At 61.8% G+C, this 23,675-nt stretch carries 24 protein-coding genes and 1 pseudogene; 6 read left to right on the top strand and 19 right to left on the bottom strand.

What is annotated here, in order from left to right:
• Positions 1-257 precede the first annotated feature (257 nt).
• The 3 genes from FLM52_06580 to FLM52_06570 form a co-directional block, all read right to left on the bottom strand.
• Positions 258-1,217: an ABC transporter substrate-binding protein gene (locus tag FLM52_06580; protein ID NVN55459.1), complete on the bottom strand. Its 960-nt coding sequence runs from the start codon at positions 1,215-1,217 to the stop codon at positions 258-260.
• A 326-nt stretch (positions 1,218-1,543) separates the two neighbouring features.
• Positions 1,544-2,245: a pseudouridine synthase gene (locus tag FLM52_06575; protein NVN55458.1), complete on the bottom strand. Its 702-nt coding sequence runs from the start codon at positions 2,243-2,245 to the stop codon at positions 1,544-1,546.
• Positions 2,245-3,159 carry a nitrilase family protein gene (locus tag FLM52_06570; protein NVN55457.1) on the bottom strand — a complete coding sequence of 305 codons (915 nt, stop codon included), beginning with the start codon at positions 3,157-3,159 and terminating at the stop codon, positions 2,245-2,247. The genes FLM52_06575 and FLM52_06570 overlap by 1 nt, the downstream gene beginning before the upstream one ends.
• Positions 3,160-3,489: 330 nt before the next feature.
• Here FLM52_06570 and FLM52_06565 point away from each other — a divergent pair, with 330 nt between their 5' ends.
• The 3 genes from FLM52_06565 to FLM52_06555 are packed head-to-tail and all read left to right on the top strand — an operon-like array spanning position 3,490 to position 5,926.
• Entirely contained in the window at positions 3,490-3,867 is a 378-nt protein-coding gene (locus FLM52_06565) for a DUF1904 family protein (protein ID NVN55456.1), read from the top strand.
• Complete coding sequence (gene rarD / locus FLM52_06560; GenBank protein NVN55455.1) at positions 3,864-4,814, top strand: EamA family transporter RarD; 951 nt, start codon at positions 3,864-3,866, stop codon at positions 4,812-4,814. Before FLM52_06565 ends, rarD begins: the two co-directional genes overlap by 4 nt.
• A 47-nt stretch (positions 4,815-4,861) precedes the next feature.
• On the top strand, positions 4,862-5,926 hold the full coding sequence (locus FLM52_06555) for a YihY/virulence factor BrkB family protein (protein ID NVN55454.1): 1,065 nt from the start codon (positions 4,862-4,864) through the stop codon (positions 5,924-5,926).
• A gap of 167 nt (positions 5,927-6,093) precedes the next feature.
• On the opposite strand, the gene FLM52_06550 is transcribed toward FLM52_06555, so the two are convergent.
• Positions 6,094-6,525 (bottom strand): OsmC family protein, encoded by a 432-nt coding sequence (locus tag FLM52_06550; GenBank protein NVN55453.1) that lies wholly within the window; start codon positions 6,523-6,525, stop codon positions 6,094-6,096.
• Between the two features lie 419 nt (positions 6,526-6,944).
• On the opposite strand from FLM52_06550, the gene FLM52_06545 reads away from it, so the two are divergent.
• Together FLM52_06545 and FLM52_06540 are read left to right on the top strand one after the other, a co-directional pair.
• Positions 6,945-7,442 carry a hypothetical protein gene (locus tag FLM52_06545; protein NVN55452.1) on the top strand — a complete coding sequence of 166 codons (498 nt, stop codon included), beginning with the start codon at positions 6,945-6,947 and terminating at the stop codon, positions 7,440-7,442.
• 399 nt (positions 7,443-7,841) lie between these two features.
• Entirely contained in the window at positions 7,842-9,005 is a 1,164-nt protein-coding gene (locus FLM52_06540; GenBank protein ID NVN55451.1) for an NADH:flavin oxidoreductase, read from the top strand.
• A 115-nt stretch (positions 9,006-9,120) separates the two neighbouring features.
• On the opposite strand, the gene FLM52_06535 is transcribed toward FLM52_06540, so the two are convergent.
• From FLM52_06535 to FLM52_06495, 9 genes and pseudogenes are all read right to left on the bottom strand, one after another.
• Positions 9,121-10,287: an NAD-dependent epimerase/dehydratase family protein gene (locus tag FLM52_06535; GenBank protein ID NVN55450.1), complete on the bottom strand. Its 1,167-nt coding sequence runs from the start codon at positions 10,285-10,287 to the stop codon at positions 9,121-9,123.
• Between the two features lie 2 nt (positions 10,288-10,289).
• A complete protein-coding gene (locus tag FLM52_06530; GenBank protein ID NVN55449.1) occupies positions 10,290-12,074 on the bottom strand; it encodes a hypothetical protein in 1,785 nt (594 codons plus the stop codon).
• Positions 12,075-12,187: 113 nt separating this feature from the next.
• Positions 12,188-13,975, bottom strand: a complete 1,788-nt coding sequence (locus tag FLM52_06525) for a hypothetical protein (protein NVN55448.1) — start codon at positions 13,973-13,975, stop codon at positions 12,188-12,190.
• A gap of 221 nt (positions 13,976-14,196) precedes the next feature.
• Positions 14,197-14,457 (bottom strand): annotated as a pseudogene (locus tag FLM52_06520) (hypothetical protein).
• Positions 14,457-15,407: a glycosyltransferase family 2 protein gene (locus tag FLM52_06515; GenBank protein ID NVN55447.1), complete on the bottom strand. Its 951-nt coding sequence runs from the start codon at positions 15,405-15,407 to the stop codon at positions 14,457-14,459. The pseudogene FLM52_06520 and the gene FLM52_06515 overlap by 1 nt, the downstream one beginning before the upstream one ends.
• 265 nt (positions 15,408-15,672) lie before the next feature.
• Positions 15,673-16,839, bottom strand: coding sequence for a 23S rRNA (adenine(1618)-N(6))-methyltransferase RlmF (gene rlmF / locus FLM52_06510; GenBank protein NVN55446.1), 1,167 nt, complete (start codon positions 16,837-16,839; stop codon positions 15,673-15,675).
• Positions 16,840-16,936: 97 nt separating this feature from the next.
• Positions 16,937-17,818 (bottom strand): siderophore-iron reductase FhuF, encoded by an 882-nt coding sequence (fhuF, locus tag FLM52_06505; GenBank protein NVN55445.1) that lies wholly within the window; start codon positions 17,816-17,818, stop codon positions 16,937-16,939.
• A gap of 141 nt (positions 17,819-17,959) precedes the next feature.
• Positions 17,960-18,355 (bottom strand): DUF393 domain-containing protein, encoded by a 396-nt coding sequence (locus FLM52_06500; GenBank protein NVN55444.1) that lies wholly within the window; start codon positions 18,353-18,355, stop codon positions 17,960-17,962.
• Positions 18,356-18,424: 69 nt separating this feature from the next.
• Positions 18,425-19,021 carry an ATP-dependent zinc protease gene (locus FLM52_06495; protein ID NVN55443.1) on the bottom strand — a complete coding sequence of 199 codons (597 nt, stop codon included), beginning with the start codon at positions 19,019-19,021 and terminating at the stop codon, positions 18,425-18,427.
• A 267-nt stretch (positions 19,022-19,288) separates the two neighbouring features.
• Here FLM52_06495 and FLM52_06490 point away from each other — a divergent pair, with 267 nt between their 5' ends.
• On the top strand, positions 19,289-19,975 hold the full coding sequence (locus FLM52_06490) for a DUF4396 domain-containing protein (protein NVN55442.1): 687 nt from the start codon (positions 19,289-19,291) through the stop codon (positions 19,973-19,975).
• Positions 19,976-20,141: 166 nt separating this feature from the next.
• On the opposite strand, the gene FLM52_06485 is transcribed toward FLM52_06490, so the two are convergent.
• The 6 genes from FLM52_06485 to FLM52_06460 form a co-directional block, all read right to left on the bottom strand.
• A complete protein-coding gene (locus FLM52_06485) occupies positions 20,142-20,870 on the bottom strand; it encodes a YebC/PmpR family DNA-binding transcriptional regulator (protein NVN55441.1) in 729 nt (242 codons plus the stop codon).
• Positions 20,871-21,075: 205 nt separating this feature from the next.
• On the bottom strand, positions 21,076-21,411 hold the full coding sequence (gene tusE, locus FLM52_06480; GenBank protein ID NVN55440.1) for a TusE/DsrC/DsvC family sulfur relay protein: 336 nt from the start codon (positions 21,409-21,411) through the stop codon (positions 21,076-21,078).
• A 74-nt stretch (positions 21,412-21,485) separates the two neighbouring features.
• Complete coding sequence (dsrH, locus tag FLM52_06475) at positions 21,486-21,776, bottom strand: sulfurtransferase complex subunit TusB (protein ID NVN55439.1); 291 nt, start codon at positions 21,774-21,776, stop codon at positions 21,486-21,488.
• A gap of 121 nt (positions 21,777-21,897) precedes the next feature.
• Positions 21,898-22,263 (bottom strand): sulfurtransferase complex subunit TusC, encoded by a 366-nt coding sequence (gene tusC, locus FLM52_06470; GenBank protein ID NVN55438.1) that lies wholly within the window; start codon positions 22,261-22,263, stop codon positions 21,898-21,900.
• Between the two features lie 100 nt (positions 22,264-22,363).
• Positions 22,364-22,753, bottom strand: coding sequence for a sulfurtransferase complex subunit TusD (gene tusD, locus FLM52_06465; GenBank protein ID NVN55437.1), 390 nt, complete (start codon positions 22,751-22,753; stop codon positions 22,364-22,366).
• 127 nt (positions 22,754-22,880) lie between these two features.
• A complete protein-coding gene (locus tag FLM52_06460) occupies positions 22,881-23,549 on the bottom strand; it encodes a Bax inhibitor-1/YccA family protein (GenBank protein ID NVN55436.1) in 669 nt (222 codons plus the stop codon).
• Positions 23,550-23,675 lie beyond the last annotated feature (126 nt).

Genomic DNA, 23,675 nt, shown 5'->3' with positions numbered 1-23,675 from the left:
CTGATGGTGATACAGGCCCCTATCTCGCGACCAATTCTTTATTTGGATTTTCCATGCAAGATTTGCATGACAGTGATTTCACCCCCTGGTGCGCGGCACACCCGAAGCTATTCCCGTCTCTGACGCTGTGCGCTTTCTTGACACGTTCGCTGCTGTAGAACGCACGAAGCCCGCTCAATGAGCGGGCTTCGTGTTCTTACCACTATATTCAAGGTGCTGCATCCGCAAAGATCAGCGGCACCTTTTCAAGCTGTCAATCATGCCTCCGGCAGGCCAAGTGCCTCCTTGACGGCCGGCCAGGCAGGTTCGCCATCACGGGTGGTCACGCCATCCAGCCAGGCCTTGACCTTGCCCGGATTGGCCTTCATCCATGTTCCCGCCACCTCTTCCTGCGGGCGCTCTTCCTTGCCATAGCCATAGATGAGTTCACTCTGCTCCTCGGAGGTAAAGGAGATCTGATCCAGGAAGACGGAGGCATTGGGATGCGCTTCAGACCATTTCTTGTTGGCCAGAGTTCTCACGTCACTCTTGCCGCCGCCCGGCCCCCACAGGTCTTCTGGATCATCGAGGAAGACCATGTCGTATTCGACGCCCATCCAGTGCGGAGTCCAGCCGACGAACATGACCCACTCATCACGCTTGATGGCATTGGCGACTGTTCCAAGCATGCCGGCAGTGGAAGACTCCTTGAGGTCCCAATCGCCGAGGCCATAGATATCCTCATCGACGGCACGGTTGGCGATTTCACTGGAACCCGAGCCGATCTCGATGGAATAGATGGTCTTTTCGAACTTGTCGGCAAATTCCGGCTTGTCGACATCATGCAGTGAAGTGACACCGGCTTCAGCCACATAACGCGGTACGGCGAAATTGGCCCGTGCACCGTTCACGTTATTGCCGAAGTCGACCATGGCGTCCTTTGCCATCGCTGCATCGTACATGGTGCTCTGCCCCGGCAACCAGGCGGCCAGGTAGACATCGACCTCACCGAGCGAGATGCCTTCGTAGGTGATCTGCGCGCCCAGTTGGCGGGTGGTGGGAGAATAGCCCAGCGCCTCGAAGATTTCGGAGGCAATCTCGGTCTTCATGGTCACGCCCGGCCACGGCGGCGCCGCGAACACGACACTGGCGTCTTCCGCGGCAGTCGCCGGCGCTGACAGCGTTGCCAGCAGCAGACCACTGCCCGCCAACGCCATGCGCAGCGGCAGGGGTTTCATCAGGGAGGATCTGGCAAAGGGAGACGACTTGGTGAAGGGGGACGACATAGTGGATTTTCCTCGTTGTTGTTATGGATACGCCATTGTCATGAAAATACCGGAAACAAGCGTTTGATTGAAGGCGACCTCTGTATAAACATCACTTCTGCAAAACGCGCTTCCCGCAAAGAAATCACAATGCGAGCAGACGAACAGCTACCTTAAGCGCGATCGTTGGATCGATACAAGACACGGCGGCCAACGACGCGCACGAAAAAGCCCCCGCCATTCGTGAAAATGACAGGGGCTTTTGATGATGCATGCGCTGATGCATCAGAAGCCAACGATCAGAAGCTGGCGATCTCTTCCGGACGCAGGAAACGGCATTCGCCCGGCTCCAGCTCCGGGTCCAGCTCGACAGCCCCGATGGCTTCGCGATGCAGGGCTTCGACGTGATTGCCGATGGCCGCGAACATGCGCTTCACCTGGTGATAACGGCCTTCGGTGATCCACAGCAGACCCACGGTGGCGGTTTCCATCTCGAGACGCGCCGGACGCGTCGGCTTCTCTTCCCCATCCAGCATCAGGCCGTGCTCGAAGTCCTCCACGGCGCGCGCCAGCTCATCGCCTTCCAGCGGGCGCGCCAGGGTGACGCGATAGCGCTTGGCACAGGCCTTCTTGGGCGAGGTGACACGATGGTTCCACTGGCCGTCATCCGTCATCAGCACCAGGCCGGTGGTGTCGACATCGAGACGCCCAACGATGCTCAGGCGCTCGACATTGGGCAGATCGATCAGGTCATGCGCGCGCTCATAGAGGCCCGGCTTGCTGGTGCATTCCACATTGGCCGGCTTGTACAGCATCAGATAGCGCAGCCCCATCAGCTCCAGGTGCTCGCCATTCCATTCGACGCGCATGCCGTCCTTGACGGCGCTCGCGGTGTTCTTGACTACCTCACCATCCACGGTGACATCGCCGCGGTGCACGACCTTCTTGGCATCGCTACGGCTGAGATCCGTGGTTTCGGTAAGGAATTTGTCCAGGCGCATCAGGCCTCCAGAGTGAAATGATCGGCGTCCATCCACGCCGGAAACTTGGTTCGAAACTCGTCGAGCGCGCCGCGTTCAAGCGTCACGGTCTCGATGAAGGGCTGGTCTGGCGCGGGGTCGAGGATGGGCTCGCCCTTGAAGTCGCAGACCATGGAGTCGCCGGTATAGTGCAGCCCGTTGGCGTCGTCACCCACACGGTTGACGCCCACCACATAGGCCAGATTCTCGATGGCGCGCGCCTGCAGCAGCGTGCGCCAGGGATGACGCCGTACGCCCGGCCAGTTGGCCACGCACAGCAGCAGGTCATATTCAAAGGCGCTGTCGGCGGCGGTCTCGGCAGCACTCACGCCACCGATGACGGGACGCTGACGCAGCCAGGTCGGGAAGCGCAGGTCATAGCAGACAGAGAGCTGGATCCGAAAGCCGTTGAGCTCGACCAGCACCCGCTCATAACCCATGCCATAACGCTCATGCTCACCGGCCATGCGGAACAGATGGCGCTTGTCGTAATGCGACACCTCACCGTCGGGCGTGGCCCACAGCATGCGGTTGTAACACTCGCCGTCATCCAGCACCGCGATGCTGCCGGTCATCACGCAACCACGGGTGATGGCCTGCGCCTTGAGCCAGTCGACGCTCTCGCTGGACTCCATCGGCTGCGCCATCTCACGCGAATTCATGGTGAAGCCGGTGGCGAACATCTCGGGCAGCACGATCAGATCGGTTGCGACATTGCGGCCATCGGCGCCCAAGACCAGGCCAGCGGCATCCAGCTGCTCGCCGAGCAGACGGCAGTTCTCCGCCGGGTCTTCCCAGCGCAGGTCCGTCTGCACCAGGCTGACACGCAATGTCGCCCCTCGCGAGGCATCGCCAGCACTCGCTTGTGGGGAAGTCGCCTGTGGCTGTGTCGTCATGGTCGTCGTGCCTCCCTGCTGACTGAATGGGCGCTTGAGTGGCGACCGGCGGATGCGCGTCGGCGTGAGCCTTGCCCACCCTGCCACTGGTCATGCCACGCCTTGAAAGCGCTCATTCTACCGTCTGTGGCGATCAGATGTGAGAGGCAAAGCATGATCTGTCATCGCCGTAGCGCTCATCACGCACACGAATCCCTGGCGGCGGGTGTGAGCATCAGAAGCCAGTGATATATTGGCGATGAACGCAAGGCCACCACACCAGGTTGCGGCGGCGTCAGTTCACCGCGAGCTTGCTCGCCCCCTCCCCATCCCGACTCACAGGAGAGCTTCATGCCTCAGCTTCGCTTCCACGGTGTCACGCCTGCCCGTCTTGCCCCTGTCTCGCGCGCACTGATCGATCAGCTGAGCGAAGCGACCGCCACCGCGCGCGACGAATTCACGCTGGAGTGCATCACCACCCAGTATGTGTTCGATGGTCAGCTCGTCGATGCCTTCCCCTTCGTCGAGGTGCTGTGGTTCGAACGTGGCAAACAGGTGCGCGATCTGTGCGCCCAGTCCATCGCGCAGGCCATGAACGAGGCCGGCTACCCAGAGGCCGAAAGCTTCTTCATCGCGCTTGAACCGTCGGGCTACTACATCGCAGGTAAACCGCTGGCGCAGATCGCAGGCAAACCGCTGGCGCAGGATGGTTCGAGCGACTCCGCATGAGGCGGGAGCAGACAAGCCCCTCTGTCGAGAGTCTGGCCAAGGCACGCCGCGAGAGCGCCAAGGGCGTCGGCTTCGGACTGGGCGCCTATGTGATGTGGGGCTGTTTTCCGCTCTACTTCGCGCTGTTCGAGGGCATTCCCGCCTGGGAAGTGCTGCTGCACCGCATCCTGTGGAGCTGCGTGTTCATGGTGCTGCTGATCAGCGTCATCCGGCGCTGGTCACCGGTGCGCGCTGCCTTCGCCGAACCCCGCAAGCTTGTGCCTGTGCTGGCCTGCTCGATCCTGATCGCGCTCAACTGGGGCATCTACATCCACGCGGTAGAGGTGCATGAGGTACTGCAGGCAAGCTTGGGTTACTTCATGACGCCGCTGGTCAATGTCGGGCTGGGCATGCTGTTCCTGAAGGAACGCCTGTCGCGCGTGCAGCTGTTCGCGCTGGGGCTGGCCATCCTCGGCCTGAGCCTGCAGCTGGTCGGCCTGACGGAACTGCCGTGGATCACGCTCTCGCTGGCTGTGACCTTCGGCACCTACGGGCTGCTCAGAAAGCGCATCGCGCTGGATGGCCTGTCGGGCCTGCTGGTCGAGACGATGATGCTCGCGCCACTCGCGCTACTGCTGATCGGCGGCCAGTGGTTCTCGGGCGAATCGCACTTCACGGCCAGCGATGTCGGCCCGCTTGAACTACCCGCCAGCGTGCTGATGATGTCCAGCGGCGTGCTCACCGCGCTGCCGCTGCTCGCCTTTGCCGGTGCGGCGCGTCGCCTGCGACTCGCCACGGTGGGCTTTCTGATGTACATCAACCCGACCATGCAGTTTCTGATCGCGCTGCTGATCTTCAAGGAAACCCTGCATCCGACGATGCTGATCACTTTCGTGCTGATCTGGAGCGGTCTGGCGCTCTATACCGCCTCGACGTTCTTCCAGCATCGCGCTCGGCAGCGCGGCTGATATCCCCCTTGAACCGACATCACGAACCAACGCGAGGATGCCCAGCCATGCCAGACCCTGCTGCAGACTCCGTGAGCAGCCGCCTGTTGCGCTTTCTGCCGCGCCTGCTGGCCTTCGCCCTGCGCGTCATCGGACAGTTCATCGCCAACCGTGGCGTGCTGCTGGCCGGGGGCGTCGGTTACAACATCCTGCTGTCCAGCGTGCCGCTGTTCGCCTTGCTCTGCGTGCTGCTGACGCACCTGGTGGATGAAACTCGCCTGATGAGCATCATCGCCATTCAGGTCCAGCATCTGGGGCCGGGCCAGGAAGATATCCTGCTGGACGCGGTGCGCAAGCTGCTGGCCAATCGCGAGGTGATCAGCTGGATCGGCATGGGCGGCTTGCTGTTCTTCGCCGGGCTGGCCTTTCGCATGCTGGAAGACGCCATTGCGCTGATCTTCCATCAGCATCCAGTGATTCGTAAGCGCAGCGCGTGGATTTCCGCCCTGCTGCCCTACGCCTTCGTGATGGTGCTGGGCGCGGGCCTGCTGGCGCTGACCCTGCTGGTGGCGCTGGCCTCGGCGATGAATGATGCCCTGACGCTGCTGACCGGCATCGAGCTGACCCTGGGCGATGCCGGCAGCGAGGTGATCTATCTGATCAGCATCGTTGGCATGTTCGGGCTGTTCAGCGCCATCTACAAGATACTGCCCCAGACCCGCGTCTCGACCCGCCGCGCGCTGGTCGGGGGTCTGGTCGCGGCCACCCTGTGGGAGCTGACACGCCTCGCCTTGAGCTGGTACTTCACCCACCTGTCCTTCGTCGGTGCCGTCTACGGCTCGCTGGCGACGCTGATCGTGCTGCTGCTGGGGCTGGAGATCGGCGCCGTGATCCTGCTGCTCGGCGCCCAGGTGATCGCCGAGCTGGAGCAATGCTCACGCGAGAACATTCGCTGGTATTGCACGCCGGATCGCAAGCCACTGACGCGGCTGCAGTCGCGCCGCAATGCCATGCAGCATGCCGGCGAGATCAGCGAGGATGAGGCAATGGAAATGAGCCCAGACAGGAGGTCAGGCAAGGGGGCAGAAAGCGAGTCAGCAAACGGTTCTGAAAGCGGCTCAGACAAGCGCTAGTACACGCGCTGGGAAAGCTCACCGCGCGCACAACGAAAAAACCGCCCCGAGGGGCGGTTTTTCATGCTCGCATCGCAGAGATGATGCCTGCGGTCACGCGAGTCATTGTCGTCGTGATCAGCGCCTGAGGGCTGTTCATCTGCAACGGCTCGCCTGCAGGCGACGCCTCAGTTGACCAGCGAGGCTTCCAGCGAGATCTCGGCGGTGAACAACTTGGAGATCGGGCAGCCGCCCTTGGCCTTCTCGGCGGTGGACTGGAAATCTGCCTCGCTGATGCCCGGCACATCGGCCTTGGTCACCAGGGCTATCTTCGTCACGCTGAAGCCGCTGTCTTCCTTGTCCAGATGGACGGTGGCGGTGGTATCGATGGCCTTGGGCTCATGCCCCGCCTCGCCCAGCATCATCGAGAGTGCCATCGAGAAGCAGCTGGCGTGGGCCGCCCCGATCAGCTCTTCGGGGTTGGTGCCAGCGCCATCTTCAAAGCGCGTATTGAAGCCGTAAGGCTGATCCTTGAGCGCACCACTTTCACTGCTGACAGTGCCTTTACCCTGCTTGACGCTACCTTCCCAATGCGCGGAACCGGTTTTCTTGATCGTCATGCCTGTCTCCTTGACTGGGTGAACACTCAGGGCCGTTGCCCTGTCCCTCCCACATTGTCATGGCACGCCATGACTTCAAGGGGCGTCTGCCCTTTTGCCATCACAAGTGTCTGATCGATCGCGTGCCGGCTGCGCCTCACTCGAGTGAGCAAGACATGCCACCCACCCCGACGAGTGCGCCCGTCGCCACGGCCAATTATTGAACAAGAGTTGAATTCCCTTGGTATGCCCCGATAACTGTTCCATCGATTACCCGGCGCGCAACGCCGAGTTACAGTCACTCACATCATCCTCTCATGTCTGGCAGCGCGCACTCGCAAGAGAGCGCAGCATTGCCGACACCTCATGCGTCGCCGGTGAATCCCTCACCCGCGCGGCTGCCGACACCGGCAGCCAGACCCGCAAGGAGTCCCCTCATCATGTTCTACAGAACCTCGACAGCCATCACTGACGACAATGCCTCTCTCCATCGCCTGCGCACTGATCTGCTCTTAGGCAAGCGACCTACCGCGAGCACCCGCCTGCGCCGTGGCATCGGCGCCGCCGCAGTGATGCTGGGCCTGCTGGGCCTCTCCCCGGCTCAGGCCTTCGACGAGATGAACACCGAGACAGGGACCAGCGGCGCGGCCTCTTCCCAGCATTCCTCGCAGGGCCAGCCAACGCCCAGCCACTCGAAGCGCACCGCAGACGGCGCAGCTGACAACGGCGCGCACTATCAACAGAACGAACAGCCCGAGGCACGGCAGCAAGCCAAGGACAACGCCACGCACCAGGTACAGAAAAGCCTCGATGGCGGCAAGATCGGCAGCCAGGGCGGCCGCCACGCCAACACGGGCCAGGCCAAGCCGACCGAGAACTGGTTCGGCTGCCCGCCCTCCGGTAGCAGCAAGCAGAACGCCCAGTGCGACGGCAAGTGATCATCAGCACGGAGCACTCGCCATAGGCACGATTGGCGCTCAAGACGCAGGCCCCGCAACCCACGGTAGCGGGGCCTGCGTCGTTGCGCGCATATGCTTATGTGCATGGAAAGCAGCACTGCGTTGCCACTTCATGCAGCAACCCTGAATTGTTTGAGAAAAAATCTCGCAAATTCAGTCAATTACATGCACAGGTTGTCAAAACGACAACACTCTCCTTCCAGCGTTCCGGCTTGTGACCCCCAGGTGCGGCAGGCACGATATAGGGCATACAGATGATCCGTCGATCATTCATTCAGGCCACCGCACTGCGTCGATCTTCACCTCTTCGTGCACGCAGTTGCTCAGGGCCTACGACCGGATACGACAGCGGAATGCTTTCCGCGGGAGACGTACTAGATGACAGACACCACCGCACTGTTCACCCCCCATGCCTTCGCCGGGCTGGAGCTCGACAATCGCCTGGTGCTCGCCCCGATGACGCGCACCAGCGCGCAGGATGACGGCCAGGTGCACTTTGACATGGTCGATTACTATCGCGATTTTGCGCGGGGCAACTTCTCGCTGCTGATCACCGAAGGCATCTACACCGATGAAGCCTTCAGCCAGGGCTACGCCAACCAGCCGGGGCTGGCCAACCAGGCGCAGCAGGACAGCTGGCGCCCGGTGGTCGACGCCGTGCATCAACAAGGTGGGCGCCTCATCGCCCAGCTGATGCATGCCGGCGCCCAGACCCAGCACAACCGCTTCAAGGACGAGGTCGTCGCCCCCTCCGAGAGCCGCGCCAGTGGCGAGATGCTCAGCTTCTACGGTGGCTCCGGCCCCTTCCCGCTGGCCCGCGAGATCAGCGAAGCGGAAATCCATGACGCGATCGCCGGCTTTGCCACCAGCGCCCGTCGCGCCAAGGAAGCCGGCTTCGATGGTATCGAGCTGCATGGTGCCAACGGCTACCTGATCCACCAGTTCATCAGTGAGCGCTTCAATCAGCGTGACGATGCCTGGGGCGGCGACGCCATCGCACGTCTGGCCTTCCCACTGGCGGTCATCCGCAGCGTGCGTGAGGCGGTCGGCGCCGACTTCGTCATCGGCATGCGCCTCTCCCAGGGCACCGTGACCGAGCCTGAGCTCACCTGGCAGGGCGGCCCTGACGAGGCCCGCGAGCGCCTCGCCAAGCTAATGGAAGCTGGGCTGGATTTCCTGCACCTGACCGGCAGTGATGTCGATGCCCCCGCCTTCCCCGAGGCAGACGACGAGCGTGAGCGCAGCCTCAGCCTGACGGCGCTTGCCGACCAATCACGCAAGGCACTGGAGTCAGACATCACGCTGATCACCAATGGCAATGTCGCCAGCGTCGCGAAGGCCCAGGCCGCCCTGCAGCACGCGGACCTGGTCGCCATCGGTCGCTCGGCGCTGGCCAATCATGACTGGCCCAAGCGCGTACAACGCGGTACCTGCCTCACCGAGTTCGACTTCTCGATGCTGTCGCCGCTGGCCACGCTGGCCAACGAGGAAGACTGGCGCATCGCCAACGACAAGCCTGCCAATTGCGAGGGTCGCTGCTGATAGCGGCTGACAGGCAAGATACAAGGAGCCCCGCCAGTTCACTGGCGGGGCTCCTTGCGTTGTAGGGGTGGACGCTTCTCGACCTGACCTCAGATATACAGCCGCTGAATCCCACTCAGGCCTTCAAGAGAGTTCCACTACTGAAGGCCAAGGCCGTCATGGCGGACATGCCGGCCTTTGTCATGCGTCCAGAATGTCCACCTGCAGCGACGCCTGCTTCATCAGGACATCTCACCCGGGGCGATTGCTCATCATCGGTTTCTCTCAGCAATGACGGATACTGTTGCGCCCACTCAGCCAACTCCTCAAGCCCTGTGGCAAGACTGACACTGGGGCGAAAGCCGGTCAGCGTCTCGAGTGTCGAGGTATCTGCCCAGGTACGCTCGACATCCCCTGGCTGCATCGGCAGCAGACGCTTGCGAGCCGGGACACCCAGCGCTGCCTCGAGGCCATTGATGAAGTTCCCCAAAGCGATGGGCTCACCACGCCCGAGGTTCAGGACACGCGAGGGAGCGGCATTCACTTCCTGCGTCGGCGGCAGGTGCATAAGTCGGTAGATGCCCTCCACGATATCACTGACATGGGTGAAATCACGTGCCATCTGTCCATGGTTGTAGACATCGATCACCTCGTCGGCCAGCAGCTTGCGTGCGAAACGAAGTGGCGCCATGTCCGGGCGCCCGCGGGCACCATACACGGTAAAGAAGCGTAGCCCTGTCACCGGTAAACCATAGAGATGCGCGTAGCTGTAAGCCATCAATTCATTTGAGCGCTTCGTAGCAGCGTACAGCGAGAGCGGGCGTACACCCGCCTGGGATTCCTGCAGAGGCTGACGGGTATCATCCCCGTAAACGGAACTGCTGGAAGCATAGAGCAAATGGCTCGGGGCCGTGTCACGACAAGCCTCAAGAAGATTGACGAAGCCGACCAGGTTGCTGTCGACATAATCAAAAGGCTGAGCGATGGAGTGGCGCACCCCAGCCTGGGCCGCCAGATTGACGACGACATCAAACTCCTCCTCCTGCATCAATGTGCGAAGCGTCTCACGTTCGACAAGATCCAGCTTGACGAAGCGAAAGCTGCCCAACCGGCGTGCATTCCCGGGGGCAGCAACGCACTGCCCGGCAAGTGCTTCGAGACGTGTCAGGCGGTGCTGCTTCAGCGCCAACGGATAGTAGGGGTTGAGATTGTCGAGACCGACGACCTGCAGGCCTTCCTTCAAGAGTCGCTCACACAGAGCAGCACCAATGAAACCTGCAGCCCCAGTTACCAGTATCTTCATGCTCATCGTTTCTCCTGAACGGTCATGACCAACGCCGTTGGTGCTGATGAGGGGCCGCCCAATGCCGCTGCGGGTACCGTCAATAATCGGTGGCGTCCCTGACGAAAGACCGGCGTGGCATTGTCTCCATCGTCTACTGCCGCCTGACACCAATCACGCATGCCGGCCAGAGGGCCTGGCGTGTCGGGTAGACGCAGACATTTGTCAGCCTCGATTATCAACCAGCCATCGGGATGCGCTGCCTGCCAGGAATTCAGCTGACTCGAATCGCGCTTCAATTGCTTCAGCGGTTGGGTCAGTCGCCCCAGAAACTGCCAGGTTGCCTGATAGTCCCAGCCAACGACGGCCACCTCCTGGCCCTCCTGTTGATGGTGCTGAACCCATTGAGCCAGGGCAGTCTGATCCAGACGTGGCCATAACGGACGTAATGTCAGGGCCAGCAAGCAGGTCACCAGCAACACGCTGCCCAGCGCCAGTCGCCGCTGAGCATTCAGCGCGCTATTGCCCAGTGACTCAGCGGCAGGTGTTTGAGCCGTGATGGAGCGTCTCGCCTCATCCACGGAAGGCCATAGCCATACCATCAAGGCCAGCAAGCTAGCTCCCGCCATGAGACACGCAAGGCTTGCGTTGCCCGAAGCCACCAGCGCTGCATGGGTCGGCAGAAATGAGGCATCAGCCAGCCAGCCTGCGGGCATGACGATGACCGCCAACGCCAGGCTTGTCAGTCCCAGGCCACCGCTGATCATCGCCAGCAGTTTCAGCGATGTGCGAGCCGGAGGCTGGCGCAGAGCAGCCCAGGCCAGCAGCAGACTCACCGGTACCAGTAGCGGCATCAGATAATGCACTTGCTTGCCGGAGATAAGTGAAAAGACCAGCAGTCCGCCCAGTGCCCAGAAGCGTCCCAGCTTCAGCAAGGGTTGCTCTGACGTTGGCCGCCGAGCAACCGAGGCCAGAAACCCCTCGATCAGCAATCGCGGGCGCAAGCTGAGCGGGAAGATCAACACCGCCAGCCACGGTAGATACCACCATGGCGGTCGAGCATGATCCTGCGCGGAGATGACGCGGCTTGCCGTCTGGCCCCAAAGCAGATCCTCGACATAGTCGGGAGGACCAGTGATGACGGCGGGAAGCAACCAGATGCACAACACCGCGATGCCCAGCAGCAGGCTCAACACCCAACCGCGCCACTCACAGCCCCACACCTCGCGGGCTTGTGCTTGCGTCCACCAGGGGCGCGAGCCGACCACCAACAGAAACCACAAGAGTGCGACCGGCCCTTTGGCCAGCAAGGCCAACCCCAGCCACACACCACTCTCGAGCACGACGCTCAGACTGAACGGCTGCCCTCCCTGTGGTGTACACCAGGGCCGCAACGCGCCCAGTAGACACGTCGTCAACAGCACATCGAACATCAAGGCCTGGCTATAGAGCACCCACATCAGACAACCGGCGAGCATCAAACGCACCATGCGTACCCAAAGCTCATGTCTCTGCCGTTCGGCATCGGCCAGGCCAGTGGCCGGCCTCAGGGTGCGGGCGACACGCCCTATCTGCCAGATACCCAGCAGACTGACCAGCGGCATCACCAATCTTGGCCAGACATCATTGACTCCGAAGACCACCCATCCGGCGTGAACCAACCAGAACAACAGTACCGGCTTGTCAGCGTAGGCCGCCCCGTTCATGGTCGAGACGAACCCGCTGCCGGCATGCCACATCTCCCATGCCACCGAGACATAGCGAGTTTCATCGATGGACAGATAGGGTCGTGCCAGCGCTGCTGACATCAGCAACACTCCCCATAGCGTCCAACATATTCGCTCGCTGGCATTCAGGTTGATCAACGAATGGGACCCCCTACCCACCAGGGATATCGCACATGAAAGTTGCTTCTGACACTTCACGGCTGAACCTCCGGCATCAGAGTATGTCGCTGGGGAAGTCCGATCAGCTGTGCCGCTTCATTCGAGACCGAGGTCGGCGCCAGATACATCGGCGCAGCATCGGGATTGCCCTGACATTTCACGGCCGCGCTACCAGGTAGCAGTACCCATTGCTCATCCGGCTCATTCAATGTGATGGCCTGTGCACCATCCAGACAGGCATGCCGCTTGAGCTTGCGGGGTGTCAACAAGACCCAGCGGTTCTGCGGGGCCTCCTTCAGCCATGCATAGAGACGCGAGAATTGGTCTTCCTCCGGCGTCTTGTAACCGAAGTGCCACAATGGCTGGCGCGCCTGCAGGATGTATTGCTCACGAAAGTCGGGAATAGCCAATGCCTGGTAATCGCTCTTCTCGGCAACCTGCGCCATCAGTAGGGCAGGATTGCGAACCGGGTCCATCAATCGTGCCCCCCAGGTGCCCCACAGAATCCAGAACACCACGAGCCAAATCCCCAAGGCCAACAAGCCGTTCCGTGGTTTCAGCCAGGCACAGAGCGCGATACCACTGCCACCCAGCAGCCCCCACCACCCCCACGGCACAACCCCCTCCTTTTCGGCAAGCGTCACCAATGCCGGGTACCCGAAGACACCGAGCAGTGCCGCGATCAGGAAGATGCCTGCCAGTCCGGCGCAAAGTGCAAACCCCAGCCAGGAGACATGAGGCTTACGTGAGAACCCCGGCAACATGGGTGCCAGGCCGATCACCAACAGCGGCAGCGCCGGCAGGATATAGACTCCCCGCTTGCCTGGAGACAATGAGAAGAAGACCACCATCAATGCCGCACCCACCAGGGGCAGCCAGACTCGTAGATCGCGGCGCGAGAAGCTGCGAGCGAGTGCCTTCGGCCACGAGGGTAGCGTCAGCAGCAGCGGCATCCATGCCCAGGGAATCACACTGGTCAGGAAGTAATGCCAAGGCTTCAGATGATGCCAGCTGTCGGTATATCGCTCAGCGGTCTGCTTGAGCAGGATGTTGTCGCGATAGGCGGCAAGCTCCGAATCGCCGGACACGAAGGACATCACCAGCATCGGCCCTACCCAGAGCAGCGGAGCCGCCAGCATCCAGCAGAGTCCGATCAACAGCTCGCGTGATGTCAGCTGCCCTGCGCGACGACCACTGCTGCGCCAAGTCGATGCGTGACGCGCAGCCATCAGCCAGAAAGGCAACATCAGCAACGGCAGGAACCCGACCCCCTTGGTGAGGATGCCAAGCCCCATCGCAAAGCAGCCGAGATAGAAATAGCGCACGCCATCATTGAGCAATGCATGCCGCAACAATCCCCAGCTACCCAGCAGGATGAAAGCAGTAACCAGCATGTCGATCTGAGCCGTACGAGCCTGCAAGATGAACTGCACTGACGCGAGCAACCACAGCCCGGCAATGAAGGCTGTGTGCCGGCCATGCAGGCGGCGAATCAGGTCCACGCTCAGCCCCAGAGTCGCGGCCCCGGCCACCAGCGATGGCAGGGCAAAGCCGATGCGGATATCCCCCACCAAGCCAGTGGACAAGGAACTGAGCCACATGAAGATCGGCGGCTTGTCGGGATAAAGCTCTCCCGCGCGGTGTGGCAACCACCAGTCCCCCGTGATCCACATCTCGAGACCATTGAGCGCGAAGCGTGGCTCATCGGCAGGCCACGGCATACGCATGCCAAGCCCGATGGCAGAGACAGATAGATACAACGCCCCCAGGACCCACCAGGGATGGCGGGAAAGTCTTCGGTACACACCGCCAGCTGGCGTCATTGCCTTCATGCGCCTGTCCCTTGGTGCCGAACGGAATTGGCATGGAGGTGTGCCACTTCAGTCTTGAGTCGGGCGTTTTCTATCTCCAGCGACGCGAGCCTGGCCTTCAGGGAGTCGTCAGTGCCCAATGCGCATTCTTCCGTCTTGCCACAAGCGTGTTCGACGACAGTGGACTCCTGCGGTGCCTGGGACGACGCTTCGCTGCTAGGCGACGTGAGTGACCGGCGATCCCGCTTGATCAAGCTCAGATTACGCAGATAGATGAAAAGCCCTGCCCCCTGACCGGCAATGAATACCGGGTCCTCGCGATGGATGGCATACGCAAGCAGCGTCATGCCACCGGCAAGCGAGAACCACCAGAAGGCACGAGGAACGATGGAACGACGTGCCTTCTCACTGGCCAGCCACTGAATGATGAAACGCGCCGAGAACAGCGCCTGGCCTCCAAAACCGACAGCGACCCACCACGGACTGACATCCATCAGCAGGCACCCCGCGCCACGTCGGCCTGGTCCGGGTTGCTGTCACCTGCTGCTGCATCGTGACCGTCAGCCTGATATCTAGAGGGGGAGTCAAACAGGCTTGTTGGCGCGGATGCAGAGGGCGTCGACACGTGCGTCCCCACCAACGGCAGCGAACCATGGTCGATGGCCTCACTGGCAGCATGGCCAAAGATATTCTCGAGCGGTGACGGTAGACGCGAGCGACGCACAAGCCACATCACTCCGACAATATCGGCAATACCGACCCAGAGCCGATCGAAGAAGCCGTATTTGGATACTCCTGCCACTCGTTCGCGGTGCCGGACTGCCAATGACTGCACCTTGCCACCCTGGGCGCGAACCAGCGCCGGAAGAAAACGGTGCATGTGGTCGAAATACGGCAGCCGAAGGAAGACATCACGACGCATGACCTTGATTCCGCAGCCGGTATCTGGCGTGTCATCGTGCAGCAGCGCTTGTCGGATGGCATTGGCCAAGCGTGATGACACACGCTTGACGGCATCATCGCGGCGTTGCGTGCGATGACCAGCTACCAGGTCGAGCTTTTCGAGCGTTGCCAGTGACAACATGTCCGGCAAGTCCGCTGGATCATTCTGGCCATCGCCATCCAGGGTCGCCAACCATCGACCGCGCGCCAGCCGGGCAGCCTGCCACAGCGAAGTACTCTGTCCGAAACTGGTGCCATGGTGATAGGGACGCAATCGTGAATCTTCCTGCGCAGCCTGCTTGAGCCAACTCCAACTGCCATCACTGGAACCATCATCCACCACGATGATCTCGTAGCGCTGCCCCGCAAGCGCCTCATGCACCTCGGCAATAAGGCTCGGCAAGTTGTCACGCTCATCACGAGCCGGTATCAACACCGAAACTCCTCCGCACAAGGGCTCCTCGCCCTGCGCCAAGGGGTGGTCTGGACCAGGCGATGTCATGGTGATCGCGGACTTCATGGAATAACTCCTGAGCAATGACTGGGCGTCGAGCAAGCCGGATAGATGACAGATCCTGGAGCGATCGGAACCGGCAGGCTGCGCGTTTCTGGCAGAAAGTTTGCCCGCAAACTATTAAGGCAGGCTTAAGTGAAGCGCGGATGACAACCGCCAATGCAAGAAGCCCCCGTCGCGCTGGGCGACGGGGGCTTCAATGCAAAGACATCATTGAGTCGAAGACTCTCTTGATACGGCTATGACAGACGCTTCACTTCCCTTGCCAGTGATCCCGCCCCCACTGCCGACGCTGGTCGGGCGTGAGATACGACCAGGCCACGAAGCGGCTGACCTTCTGCCCCTGGGACATCTCGATCACTCGGACCTCGCTGGCGCCACTGCGCTTGAGGGCTTTCCTGATACCGGTCAGGCTCGCCGAATGCGCGACCAGCGAGGTGAACCACAGGCACTGCGAGGCGACGTTGCGGCTCTCCTGGATCATGCGGGTGACGAAGACTTCTTCCCCGCCCGGACACCATAGCTCGGCCGCCTGACCCGCGAAATTCAGCGCAGGCGCGTTACGTGACCCACTCTTGCGTGGGCCATTGCCGCGCTGCTGGCGCGACTTGTCGAGCCCGCGCCATTTGCGCTGCGATTCCCGCGCCATATCGGCTTCGCTGGCATGGAACGGCGGGTTGCACAGCACCAGATCGAAGCGCTCATCCGCGCCCCAGATACCAGCGAAGTGGCGCGTGCGATCAGTCTGCAGACGCACCTCGATCTGGCCCTTGAGGCGCAGATTGGCGCTCACGATCGCGCGAGCCGAGTCGATCGCCTGCACGCTGATATCACTGCCGACCATCTGCCAGCCAAAGCTGCGATTGCCCAGCAGGGGGTAGATGAGGTTGGCGCCAGTGCCGATATCCAGCGCGCGCACGTGCTCACCCGCCGGCAGCTGACCGCCATTCGCTTCACTGATCAGGTCCGCCAGGTAATGCAGATAATCGGCGCGCCCGGGGATGGGCGGACAAAGATAGCCGGCAGGAATGTCCCAGTGGGCGATGCCGTAATGGCGACTCAACAGTGCCCGATTGAGCGCCTTGACCGCCACGGGATCAGCGAAGTCAATGGACTCGCTGCCAGCGGGTGTCTTGATCACGAAGGCCGCCAGTGCCGGGCTCGCCTTGACCAGCGCAGCCATGTCATAGCGCCCACGATGCGGGTTGCGGGGATGCAGCTGACCCTTGCGAGCCGGGATCACCTTGATGGAAGGCGACTTGTTGGAAGGCGCCTTGGCCGCGCTGGACTTCTCGCGGGCCGCAGGATCTCGACGGCCAGCCGCGGTGCCCTGCTGACGTCTGTCAGCCGAGTCGTGTCGGGAGGATGCGCCGGACTTGGCGAAGGAGGCACCGCGTGGGCGGCGCGAAGACGAGGACATGACGACATACCGAACAATGACAGGGGGCGCCATCTTACCAGAGGGCACCGAACAACACAGGACGCTGCCCCTCAGCTGCCACTCAGGACGCTATCTATCAGGACAGGTCGCTACCGATCAGCGCCGCGCGCGAGTTGGCACGCTGATCGACCCGACGCGTCTGGGCGCGGCGGGCCGGTGCACGCTCGATGCTCAGCGGGCAATTGCTGCAATAGCCCAGACACTCGATGCGATAACGCACGCAGCACACCTTGCGCGGCGTATGCCGTTCGCCATGGCGGTCCATCACGTCGCTGACCGGCTGATAGAGCGGATTGCGCCGCCCGTCGGCCAGAATTCTGGTCGCCATCAGCTGACGTGCCGGCGCCGCCTGCGCGACCCAGCCCTGCTCTTCCAGCATGCCGACGATATAGACGAAGTAATGCGCCGCGTTGCTCCAGAAGACCTTGGGCCCCAGCGCAGTGTGCGGCACGAGGCGCTCGATGACGGCCTCAAGATGTGCCAGGTAGCCCTGGAAGCGAGCCTGGAGACGCGTCGCCTCATCGGCCGACTCGATCTCCGCCGGGAGGCTTGCGCCCTGCCCCGCCGCATCATCAAGTATCAGCTGAGTGACTACGCCATGCTCGCCAAGGCGCAGCGAAAGGTGCCGAAGCTCCAGCGGCAGTTGATGGTCCAGCAGCAGATTGGCCGCCAGCGGCAGCGATACCATCGAGGACAACAGGTACTTGGACCACTGGGAAAGCAGCGCCTGCTCATCGGGGCCGCTGTGGTGAGAAGCGGCGTCTGCCGAGCTGGTCTCGTATTGCATGCCATGCGCGGCGATGCACGCCGCCAGCCAACCGGGGCTGAGCACATCGCGCGCCGGCACGACACGCTGGAGCGACGCCTCATCGCCTTCCTGCACCTGAGTGTAGGTAGTGATCAGGTCGCGATAGGCAACCATCGGACCGGCAAAGAGCGGGGAAAGCGCGTCGATCATCGGGAAGCTCGCAGACGTGAAGAAACAGACAGTGCCTCACATACTAACGAAAACTATTAGCATTTGCATATCAAAAGAGCATGATAAACCAGCAGGGCTTCCCATGGGGGAGCCAGCTCACTGCATCAGGCTCGTCGGCACTCACAACCTGCCATCCCGACACAGTCGACGCCGCACCCAGGCGTCGTAGACTCGCGTCAGCGCCGGCTCGATCAGCGGCCGCGTGATCAGCCACCCCAGCCAGGCAAGGCCGGGGATACGCGCTAGCAGCAGGCGGTACGCCGGCATGCCCTCACGGATCTGCCCTTGCGCTGTCTCGACATGCAACGACAGCAATGCCTGCTCAAGGCCGATGCCGCGAGCGGCGAGATGCTCGGCGTTATCCGTCGCATCCCACCACTCCACGTTGGCGTCTTGGCGCGACAGCCGCTCGTAGCGGGCGCGTTCACGACGACACACCGGGCAGCGCGCGTCGTAGTAGATCTTGATGAGTGGCAAACCGTCACGCTGAGGTCGCTGGCTGGCGGCATCCGGCATGCTGGCCCCCCTCTTGTGATGAAAATGCGCGGTACGCGTTCCTCAATGAGCGTTCAGCGCGACATGAGATCAGGACGCCGCGCCGATGCGGTCGGAATATTCCTTGTCTTCATAGCGATGCAGCGGCGCGTCTTCGGCACAGTCCGGGCTGGTCTGGAAGGTCTTGCGCACATCGAGCACACCCAGGCTCTGAATGGTGCGACGCCCCAGCAGCACGGGATAATTCATGCCGTCACGATCGCGCAGACTGAACTGCTCCTCGTAGCGCTCGCCGCCCATGCACAGCGTCATCAGCACCACCGGGCGCGTATCACGTCCGCCTGCACCGGACACCGTCAGGTCACGATACAGGGGGCGTTCGAAGGTATTCTCGACCTTTTCACCCTTGGTCTCATCCTCGACCTCGACATCGAAACGCACCCATTCCTCGTCATCACGCTCGAAGGTCTCGATATTCTCGGCATGCATCGAGGAGGTCAGCGCGCCGCTATCCAGCTTGGCCTTCACCATCACGCCCCACGGCTCGATGGTCGCCTTTTCCACCCAACCGAAGACTTCATCGTCTGCCGCCTGGGCCACGGCTGGCGCGGCAAGCGAGGCAATCAAACCGATACCGGCGAATTGACGTGCGGCGCGTGCGAGGGATGTAGCAGCGTGTCTCGACATGATGGCTCCAGGAAAAAGTGGCGACGTTGCAAGGACAATACCCGACATCCTTCACCATGGAGGCTTGCGGCAAGGTTAACAAGGCGTGAGAGCACACCCTCGCCTGTTCTTCTGCCCCCTGTCCCCCTGTCAGGCGAAAGCAACTGGCGGTTGCGAGCAGGCGATGACAAGCCACCCTTGATATGGCGCGCTGCCCCCACCAGCTATCAAGGAGGGCCGCGCCATCAGCGGGCTGCCACCTGCAACATCCACTCGACGGAGGTCATCATGCAAGACCTGTTACGTGAGTCACTTTCCCACTGGAGCCTGCTGCTGTGCTGGCTGTTGCTGATGGTACCGGCGCTGATCTGGGTCGTGCGCGATCTGACCACGAAGAATGCCCACCTGGCCCCGATGATGAAGTGGGTGTGGGGACTGACCACGCTCTACTCCGGTGTCGTTGGCCTGCTGGTCTATCGTTTCGCCGGGCGCCGCCAGATCGCCGCCAACGGTGATGCCCGCAAGGGGCTGAGAAGCGTCGCGCACTGCTACTCGGGCTGCGGACTGGGGGAATTCGTCGGCGTCAGCCTGGCGGTGGGCCTGTTGGCCATGGGCAATATCTCCACCGCCATCATCACCTTCCTCTTCGCTTACCTGTTCGGTTTTCTGCTGACGGTCGGCCCGATGCTGCAGGGTGGCAGTGACGACAAGCCGCAGGTGATTCGTGATGCCTTCAAGAGCGAGACGGCCTCCATCGTGGTGATGGAAGTGGTGGCGATTTCCGTGGACCTCTGGCTTGCGGGCGGCGCCGGCATGCATCAGCCGCTGTTCTGGAACTCGCTGATCATTTCCTTGAGCCTGGGTCTGCTCGCCGCCTGGCCCGTCAACGTCTGGCTGGTGAAGCATGGCGTCAAGGGTGGCATGGCGGACCCACGCGAGACGGCCCCGCAAGCGCAGCACCATGCACATTGCTGAAGCGCGTGCACTGCTGAGACACGCCGAGCGTTGAGTATTGAGTGTCGAGACATGAAAAAGCCCCGTCGGCATGCCGACGGGGCTTTTCTCTGACTGACCTCCCACACTGACATTCACATTTCTGTCAGCGTGAAGCCGCCAGTCGCATCACGTTCAAGATGCTGCCTCAGACGAACTCGCCATTGTGATAGACCTGCTGCACGTCTTCACAATCATCCAGCAGCTCGAGCATCTTGTTGAGCAGCTCGGCGTCATCGCCGCCGACTTCGGTATGGATCTGCGGAATGAAGCTGATCTCATCGACTTCGAAGTCGAGATCTTCACCGTAGATATCGGTCAGTGCCCCCTTGGCCTTGAAGTACTCGGTCGTCGGCGCGAGAACCGTGATGATGCCGTCGTCGAGCTCGATATCACTGACATCGACGTCGGCTTCCATCAGCGCTTCCAGGACCTTTTCCTCATCCTCTTCCGCACCCTTGAAGGCCAGGATGGCGCGGTGGTCGAACATGTGCGACACCGAACCCTGCGCGCCCAGCTTGCCCTTGCCCTTGTTGAAGCAGGTGCGGACTTCGCCGAAGGTGCGGTTGTTGTTGTCGGTCAGACAATCAACGATGACCATGACATTGCCCGGACCAAAGCCTTCATAGCGCGCCAGAGCGAAGTCTTCTCCGCCGGTGCCCTTGGCCTTGTCGATCGCCTTGTCGATGACGTGAGTCGGCACCTGGTCCTTCTTGGCCTTCTCGATGAGACGACGCAGGCTCAGGTTGCCGTTGGGGTCGAGGCCACCGTTCTTGGCCGAGACGTAAATCTCGCGCCCGTAACGTGAATACACGCGTGCCTTGTTGAGAGAGGTACGCGCCATTGATTCTTTACGGTTCTGGAATGCTCTTCCCATGCAAGTCGACTCTTGTCCGCCTGAATTCAAATGCCCTTGCGACCATGTCGCGGGACCTGAAGCAGTGTCGGCCTCCTGGCCGACACTGCAACGCTGTGACGAATAGTAACGCAGACAACGCCGTACGTCGCCATCCCTGCCGGGTCTTGCGCGTTGAGCGCAGCGCACCACGACGGGCAAGGCGACTCAGGCATGCTGCTGACCGTCACAGACAGTTGGTCGGCTTGGGCAGCCCGGCGATGCGCGCGCCCACCTTGGGCGGGCTGTCCGGGAACAGGCGCATCAGATGCAGCGAGCGGCCCTTGTCGGAGCCAAACCGCTGGGTCATCGCCTTGCTCAGCGGGCGCATGGCCGGCGAGAGCGAGAAGCGCTGATAGAAGTCACGCAATACCTCGATCACCTCCCAGTGCTCCGGCGTCAGTTCACGCCCCTCCTCGGCGGCCAGCATTTCCGCCAGCGCCGGGCTCCAGTCATCCAGATCGACCAGATAGCCTTCCGCATCCAGTCTGATATCACGTCCATCAAGCGTCAGTGTGCGCACCGTTTCACTACTGGCCATACAGATCCTGATTCACTGTCTTGCATGAAAATTGAAAGGGAGAAGCGCCTGACGCCTCAGAACCAGCTGACGGTCTTGTCGGCGGCCTCGGTCAGGGCGACGAAACCGTCGACGTCGACCACGATGACGTTCTCCGCGCAGCGTCCCAGCAGGCCGCGGGACTCAAGGTCTTCGCGCAACGCGAACAGCCGCCCCTCAAGCCCGGCAAGGTGCTGCTCGGCGTTGTCGAGGGCGCCATTGACGCCATCCTCGATCAGCAGCAGCTGGTCTTCCGGGCCCATGGCATTGAGCACATCATCATGGATGCGGCTGGAGAATGGCGAACGATTGAGTAGATGTAGATTCATGCAATTATCCAGGCAAGGAAAGCTGGGGCTGACGCTGGCCATCAATCAAGAGATATCAACGACATGGCATCAGGAAACTGATGCGAGCATATCAGTCGCCAGCGTTGGCGGCAGTGACGTGTCAGAAGCTCAGCACGCGCGAGAACGCGACTGTCAGCGCGACCACCTCGTCGTGCTCGAGCAGCGTGACCGGCAACAGCGTGACATCCTGCGCTGTCAGGCCCCGTGCGCGCAGCGCCGCCGCATCGACATAGCAGCGCTCGACGTCATACATCTCAAGCGCCGCCAGCAGGTTGTCACTGCCCTTCTGCCCCAGCGGCCCGACCTGCTGCCCTTCCAGCAGCGCCATCACACCATCACCGGTGAACAGCAGCCCGACCTCGCGTCCGAAGGCCGCCGCGACCATCGCCGCCTCCAGCCCTTCGCGCAGCCAGCTGCTGCCATGCGGGCCATGGCGCAGCATGACCAGCAGATCACCGGCGGCCATCCCGGCGTCTTCACCTGCCAAGGGTGCCGTCATCACATCGCTCATGGTCTGCTCCTCACTTGATAAGTGGCGTCATCATCAGTGATGACAAGAAATGACGTCATGCAAAGGTGATCAAGTGTTCATTGTCCAACGTCGCCTCGACCAGCTGGCCCAGCCCCGTCAGCTCGAACGGCGCCTCGAGGGTGTGCCCCTGCTTGCCATGCCGCGCCGCTTCGCGCTCATCGAGCATGCCGCGCCTCAGGCCCGCAGCGACACACACCTGCAGGCGGGTAGCGTGGTTCTCGGCAAGCGACAGCCAGCGATCACGCAGATGCGGCTCGTCCTGAGGCGGCGCCATCATGTTGGCGGCGTTGTAGACGCCATCGTGATAGAAGAACACCGTGGTCAGCTGATGGCCGCGCGCTAGCAGGGCATCGGCAAAGCGCAGCGCCGAATGGCTGGCCTGCTGGCTGTAGGGGCCGCCGTAGACGGCCAGAGCATAACGCATGCGAACCTCGTGTGACTGCTCATGAATGGCCGCCATTCTAGCGCGAGTCACGCCACCTGACACCCGAACGCAAACGACCCCGCCGAGGCGGGGTCGTTTGCAGGTCTCATGTTCCTTCGCTTGACGATCAATCGTCGGAAGCGAAGCCCAGCAGGGCCAGCAGGCTGACGAACATGTTGTAGATGGAGACGTACAGGCTCACCGTCGCCAGCAGGTAGTTGGTCTGCCCGCCGTGGATGATCTGGCTGGTCTCGAACAGGATCGCCGCGGAGGCGAACAGCACGAAGCCGGCGGAGACAGCCAGTGCCAGGCCGCTGATGTTGAAGATCATCGCTGCCAGCATCGCCAGAATCAGCACGATGGCGCCGGCGAACAGGAAGTTGCCCAGGAACGAGAAGTCCTTGCGCGTCACCAGTGCCACCGCGGACAGGCCGGCGAAGGTGATGCCGGTCATGCCGAGCGCGGTCATCACCAGCTGGCCGCCGTTGGGCAGGCTCAGGTAGGCATTCAGTACCGGACCGAGCGTGAAGCCCATGAAGCCGGTGAAGGCGAAGGTCGCGAAGATGCCGGCGGTGGAGTTCGCGGTCTTGTGGACCAGGAACATCAGGCCGTAGGCACCGATCAGCAGCACGAAGATGTTCATGCGGCCGACGCCCATGCTCATCGCCACGCCAGCGGTCAGCGCGGAGAACAGCAGCGTCATTGCCAGCATCATGTAAGTGTTGCGCAGTACCTTGTGAGTACTGAGCGAGCGGCTCGCGGTATCCTGCGAGACCTGCCAGGAGCTGTTAGCCATGGTGTCTATCCTCAGGTTGCTACGATGGATTCATCGAATTGACCCCAGCATGCCCTCAGGGGTTTGCCTAATCAAGAGACAGAACGATGAAAAGCCCCATTGAGGCAACCATCCGGCGCGCGCAAG

Source organism: bacterium Scap17 (assembly GCA_013376735.1).
Classification (GTDB): domain Bacteria; phylum Pseudomonadota; class Gammaproteobacteria; order Pseudomonadales; family Halomonadaceae; genus Cobetia.
The sequence above is the reverse complement of the archived record's forward strand: the minus strand, read 5'-3'. Positions and strand labels throughout refer to the sequence as shown.

Coding starts and splice junctions, on each gene's coding strand:
- FLM52_06570 (NVN55457.1), bottom strand. CDS start 3,159: ATGACGACACAGCCACAGGCGACTTCCCCACAAGCGAGTGCTGGCGAT.
- FLM52_06500 (NVN55444.1), bottom strand. CDS start 18,355: ATGCCGGATGCCGCCAGCCAGCGACCTCAGCGTGACGGTTTGCCACTC.
- FLM52_06550 (NVN55453.1), bottom strand. CDS start 6,525: ATGACGATCAAGAAAACCGGTTCCGCGCATTGGGAAGGTAGCGTCAAG.
- FLM52_06540 (NVN55451.1), top strand. CDS start 7,842: ATGACAGACACCACCGCACTGTTCACCCCCCATGCCTTCGCCGGGCTG.
- tusC (NVN55438.1), bottom strand. CDS start 22,263: ATGGCCGCCGGTGATCTGCTGGTCATGCTGCGCCATGGCCCGCATGGC.
- FLM52_06535 (NVN55450.1), bottom strand. CDS start 10,287: ATGAAGATACTGGTAACTGGGGCTGCAGGTTTCATTGGTGCTGCTCTG.
- rarD (NVN55455.1), top strand. CDS start 3,864: ATGAGGCGGGAGCAGACAAGCCCCTCTGTCGAGAGTCTGGCCAAGGCA.
- FLM52_06515 (NVN55447.1), bottom strand. CDS start 15,407: ATGACATCGCCTGGTCCAGACCACCCCTTGGCGCAGGGCGAGGAGCCC.
- dsrH (NVN55439.1), bottom strand. CDS start 21,776: ATGAATCTACATCTACTCAATCGTTCGCCATTCTCCAGCCGCATCCAT.
- FLM52_06580 (NVN55459.1), bottom strand. CDS start 1,217: ATGAAACCCCTGCCGCTGCGCATGGCGTTGGCGGGCAGTGGTCTGCTG.
- FLM52_06545 (NVN55452.1), top strand. CDS start 6,945: ATGTTCTACAGAACCTCGACAGCCATCACTGACGACAATGCCTCTCTC.
- FLM52_06495 (NVN55443.1), bottom strand. CDS start 19,021: ATGTCGAGACACGCTGCTACATCCCTCGCACGCGCCGCACGTCAATTC.
- fhuF (NVN55445.1), bottom strand. CDS start 17,818: ATGATCGACGCGCTTTCCCCGCTCTTTGCCGGTCCGATGGTTGCCTAT.
- FLM52_06530 (NVN55449.1), bottom strand. CDS start 12,074: ATGTCAGCAGCGCTGGCACGACCCTATCTGTCCATCGATGAAACTCGC.
- rlmF (NVN55446.1), bottom strand. CDS start 16,839: ATGTCCTCGTCTTCGCGCCGCCCACGCGGTGCCTCCTTCGCCAAGTCC.
- FLM52_06490 (NVN55442.1), top strand. CDS start 19,289: ATGCAAGACCTGTTACGTGAGTCACTTTCCCACTGGAGCCTGCTGCTG.
- FLM52_06460 (NVN55436.1), bottom strand. CDS start 23,549: ATGGCTAACAGCTCCTGGCAGGTCTCGCAGGATACCGCGAGCCGCTCG.
- FLM52_06555 (NVN55454.1), top strand. CDS start 4,862: ATGCCAGACCCTGCTGCAGACTCCGTGAGCAGCCGCCTGTTGCGCTTT.
- tusD (NVN55437.1), bottom strand. CDS start 22,753: ATGCGTTATGCTCTGGCCGTCTACGGCGGCCCCTACAGCCAGCAGGCC.
- FLM52_06485 (NVN55441.1), bottom strand. CDS start 20,870: ATGGGAAGAGCATTCCAGAACCGTAAAGAATCAATGGCGCGTACCTCT.
- FLM52_06575 (NVN55458.1), bottom strand. CDS start 2,245: ATGCGCCTGGACAAATTCCTTACCGAAACCACGGATCTCAGCCGTAGC.
- FLM52_06565 (NVN55456.1), top strand. CDS start 3,490: ATGCCTCAGCTTCGCTTCCACGGTGTCACGCCTGCCCGTCTTGCCCCT.
- FLM52_06525 (NVN55448.1), bottom strand. CDS start 13,975: ATGACGCCAGCTGGCGGTGTGTACCGAAGACTTTCCCGCCATCCCTGG.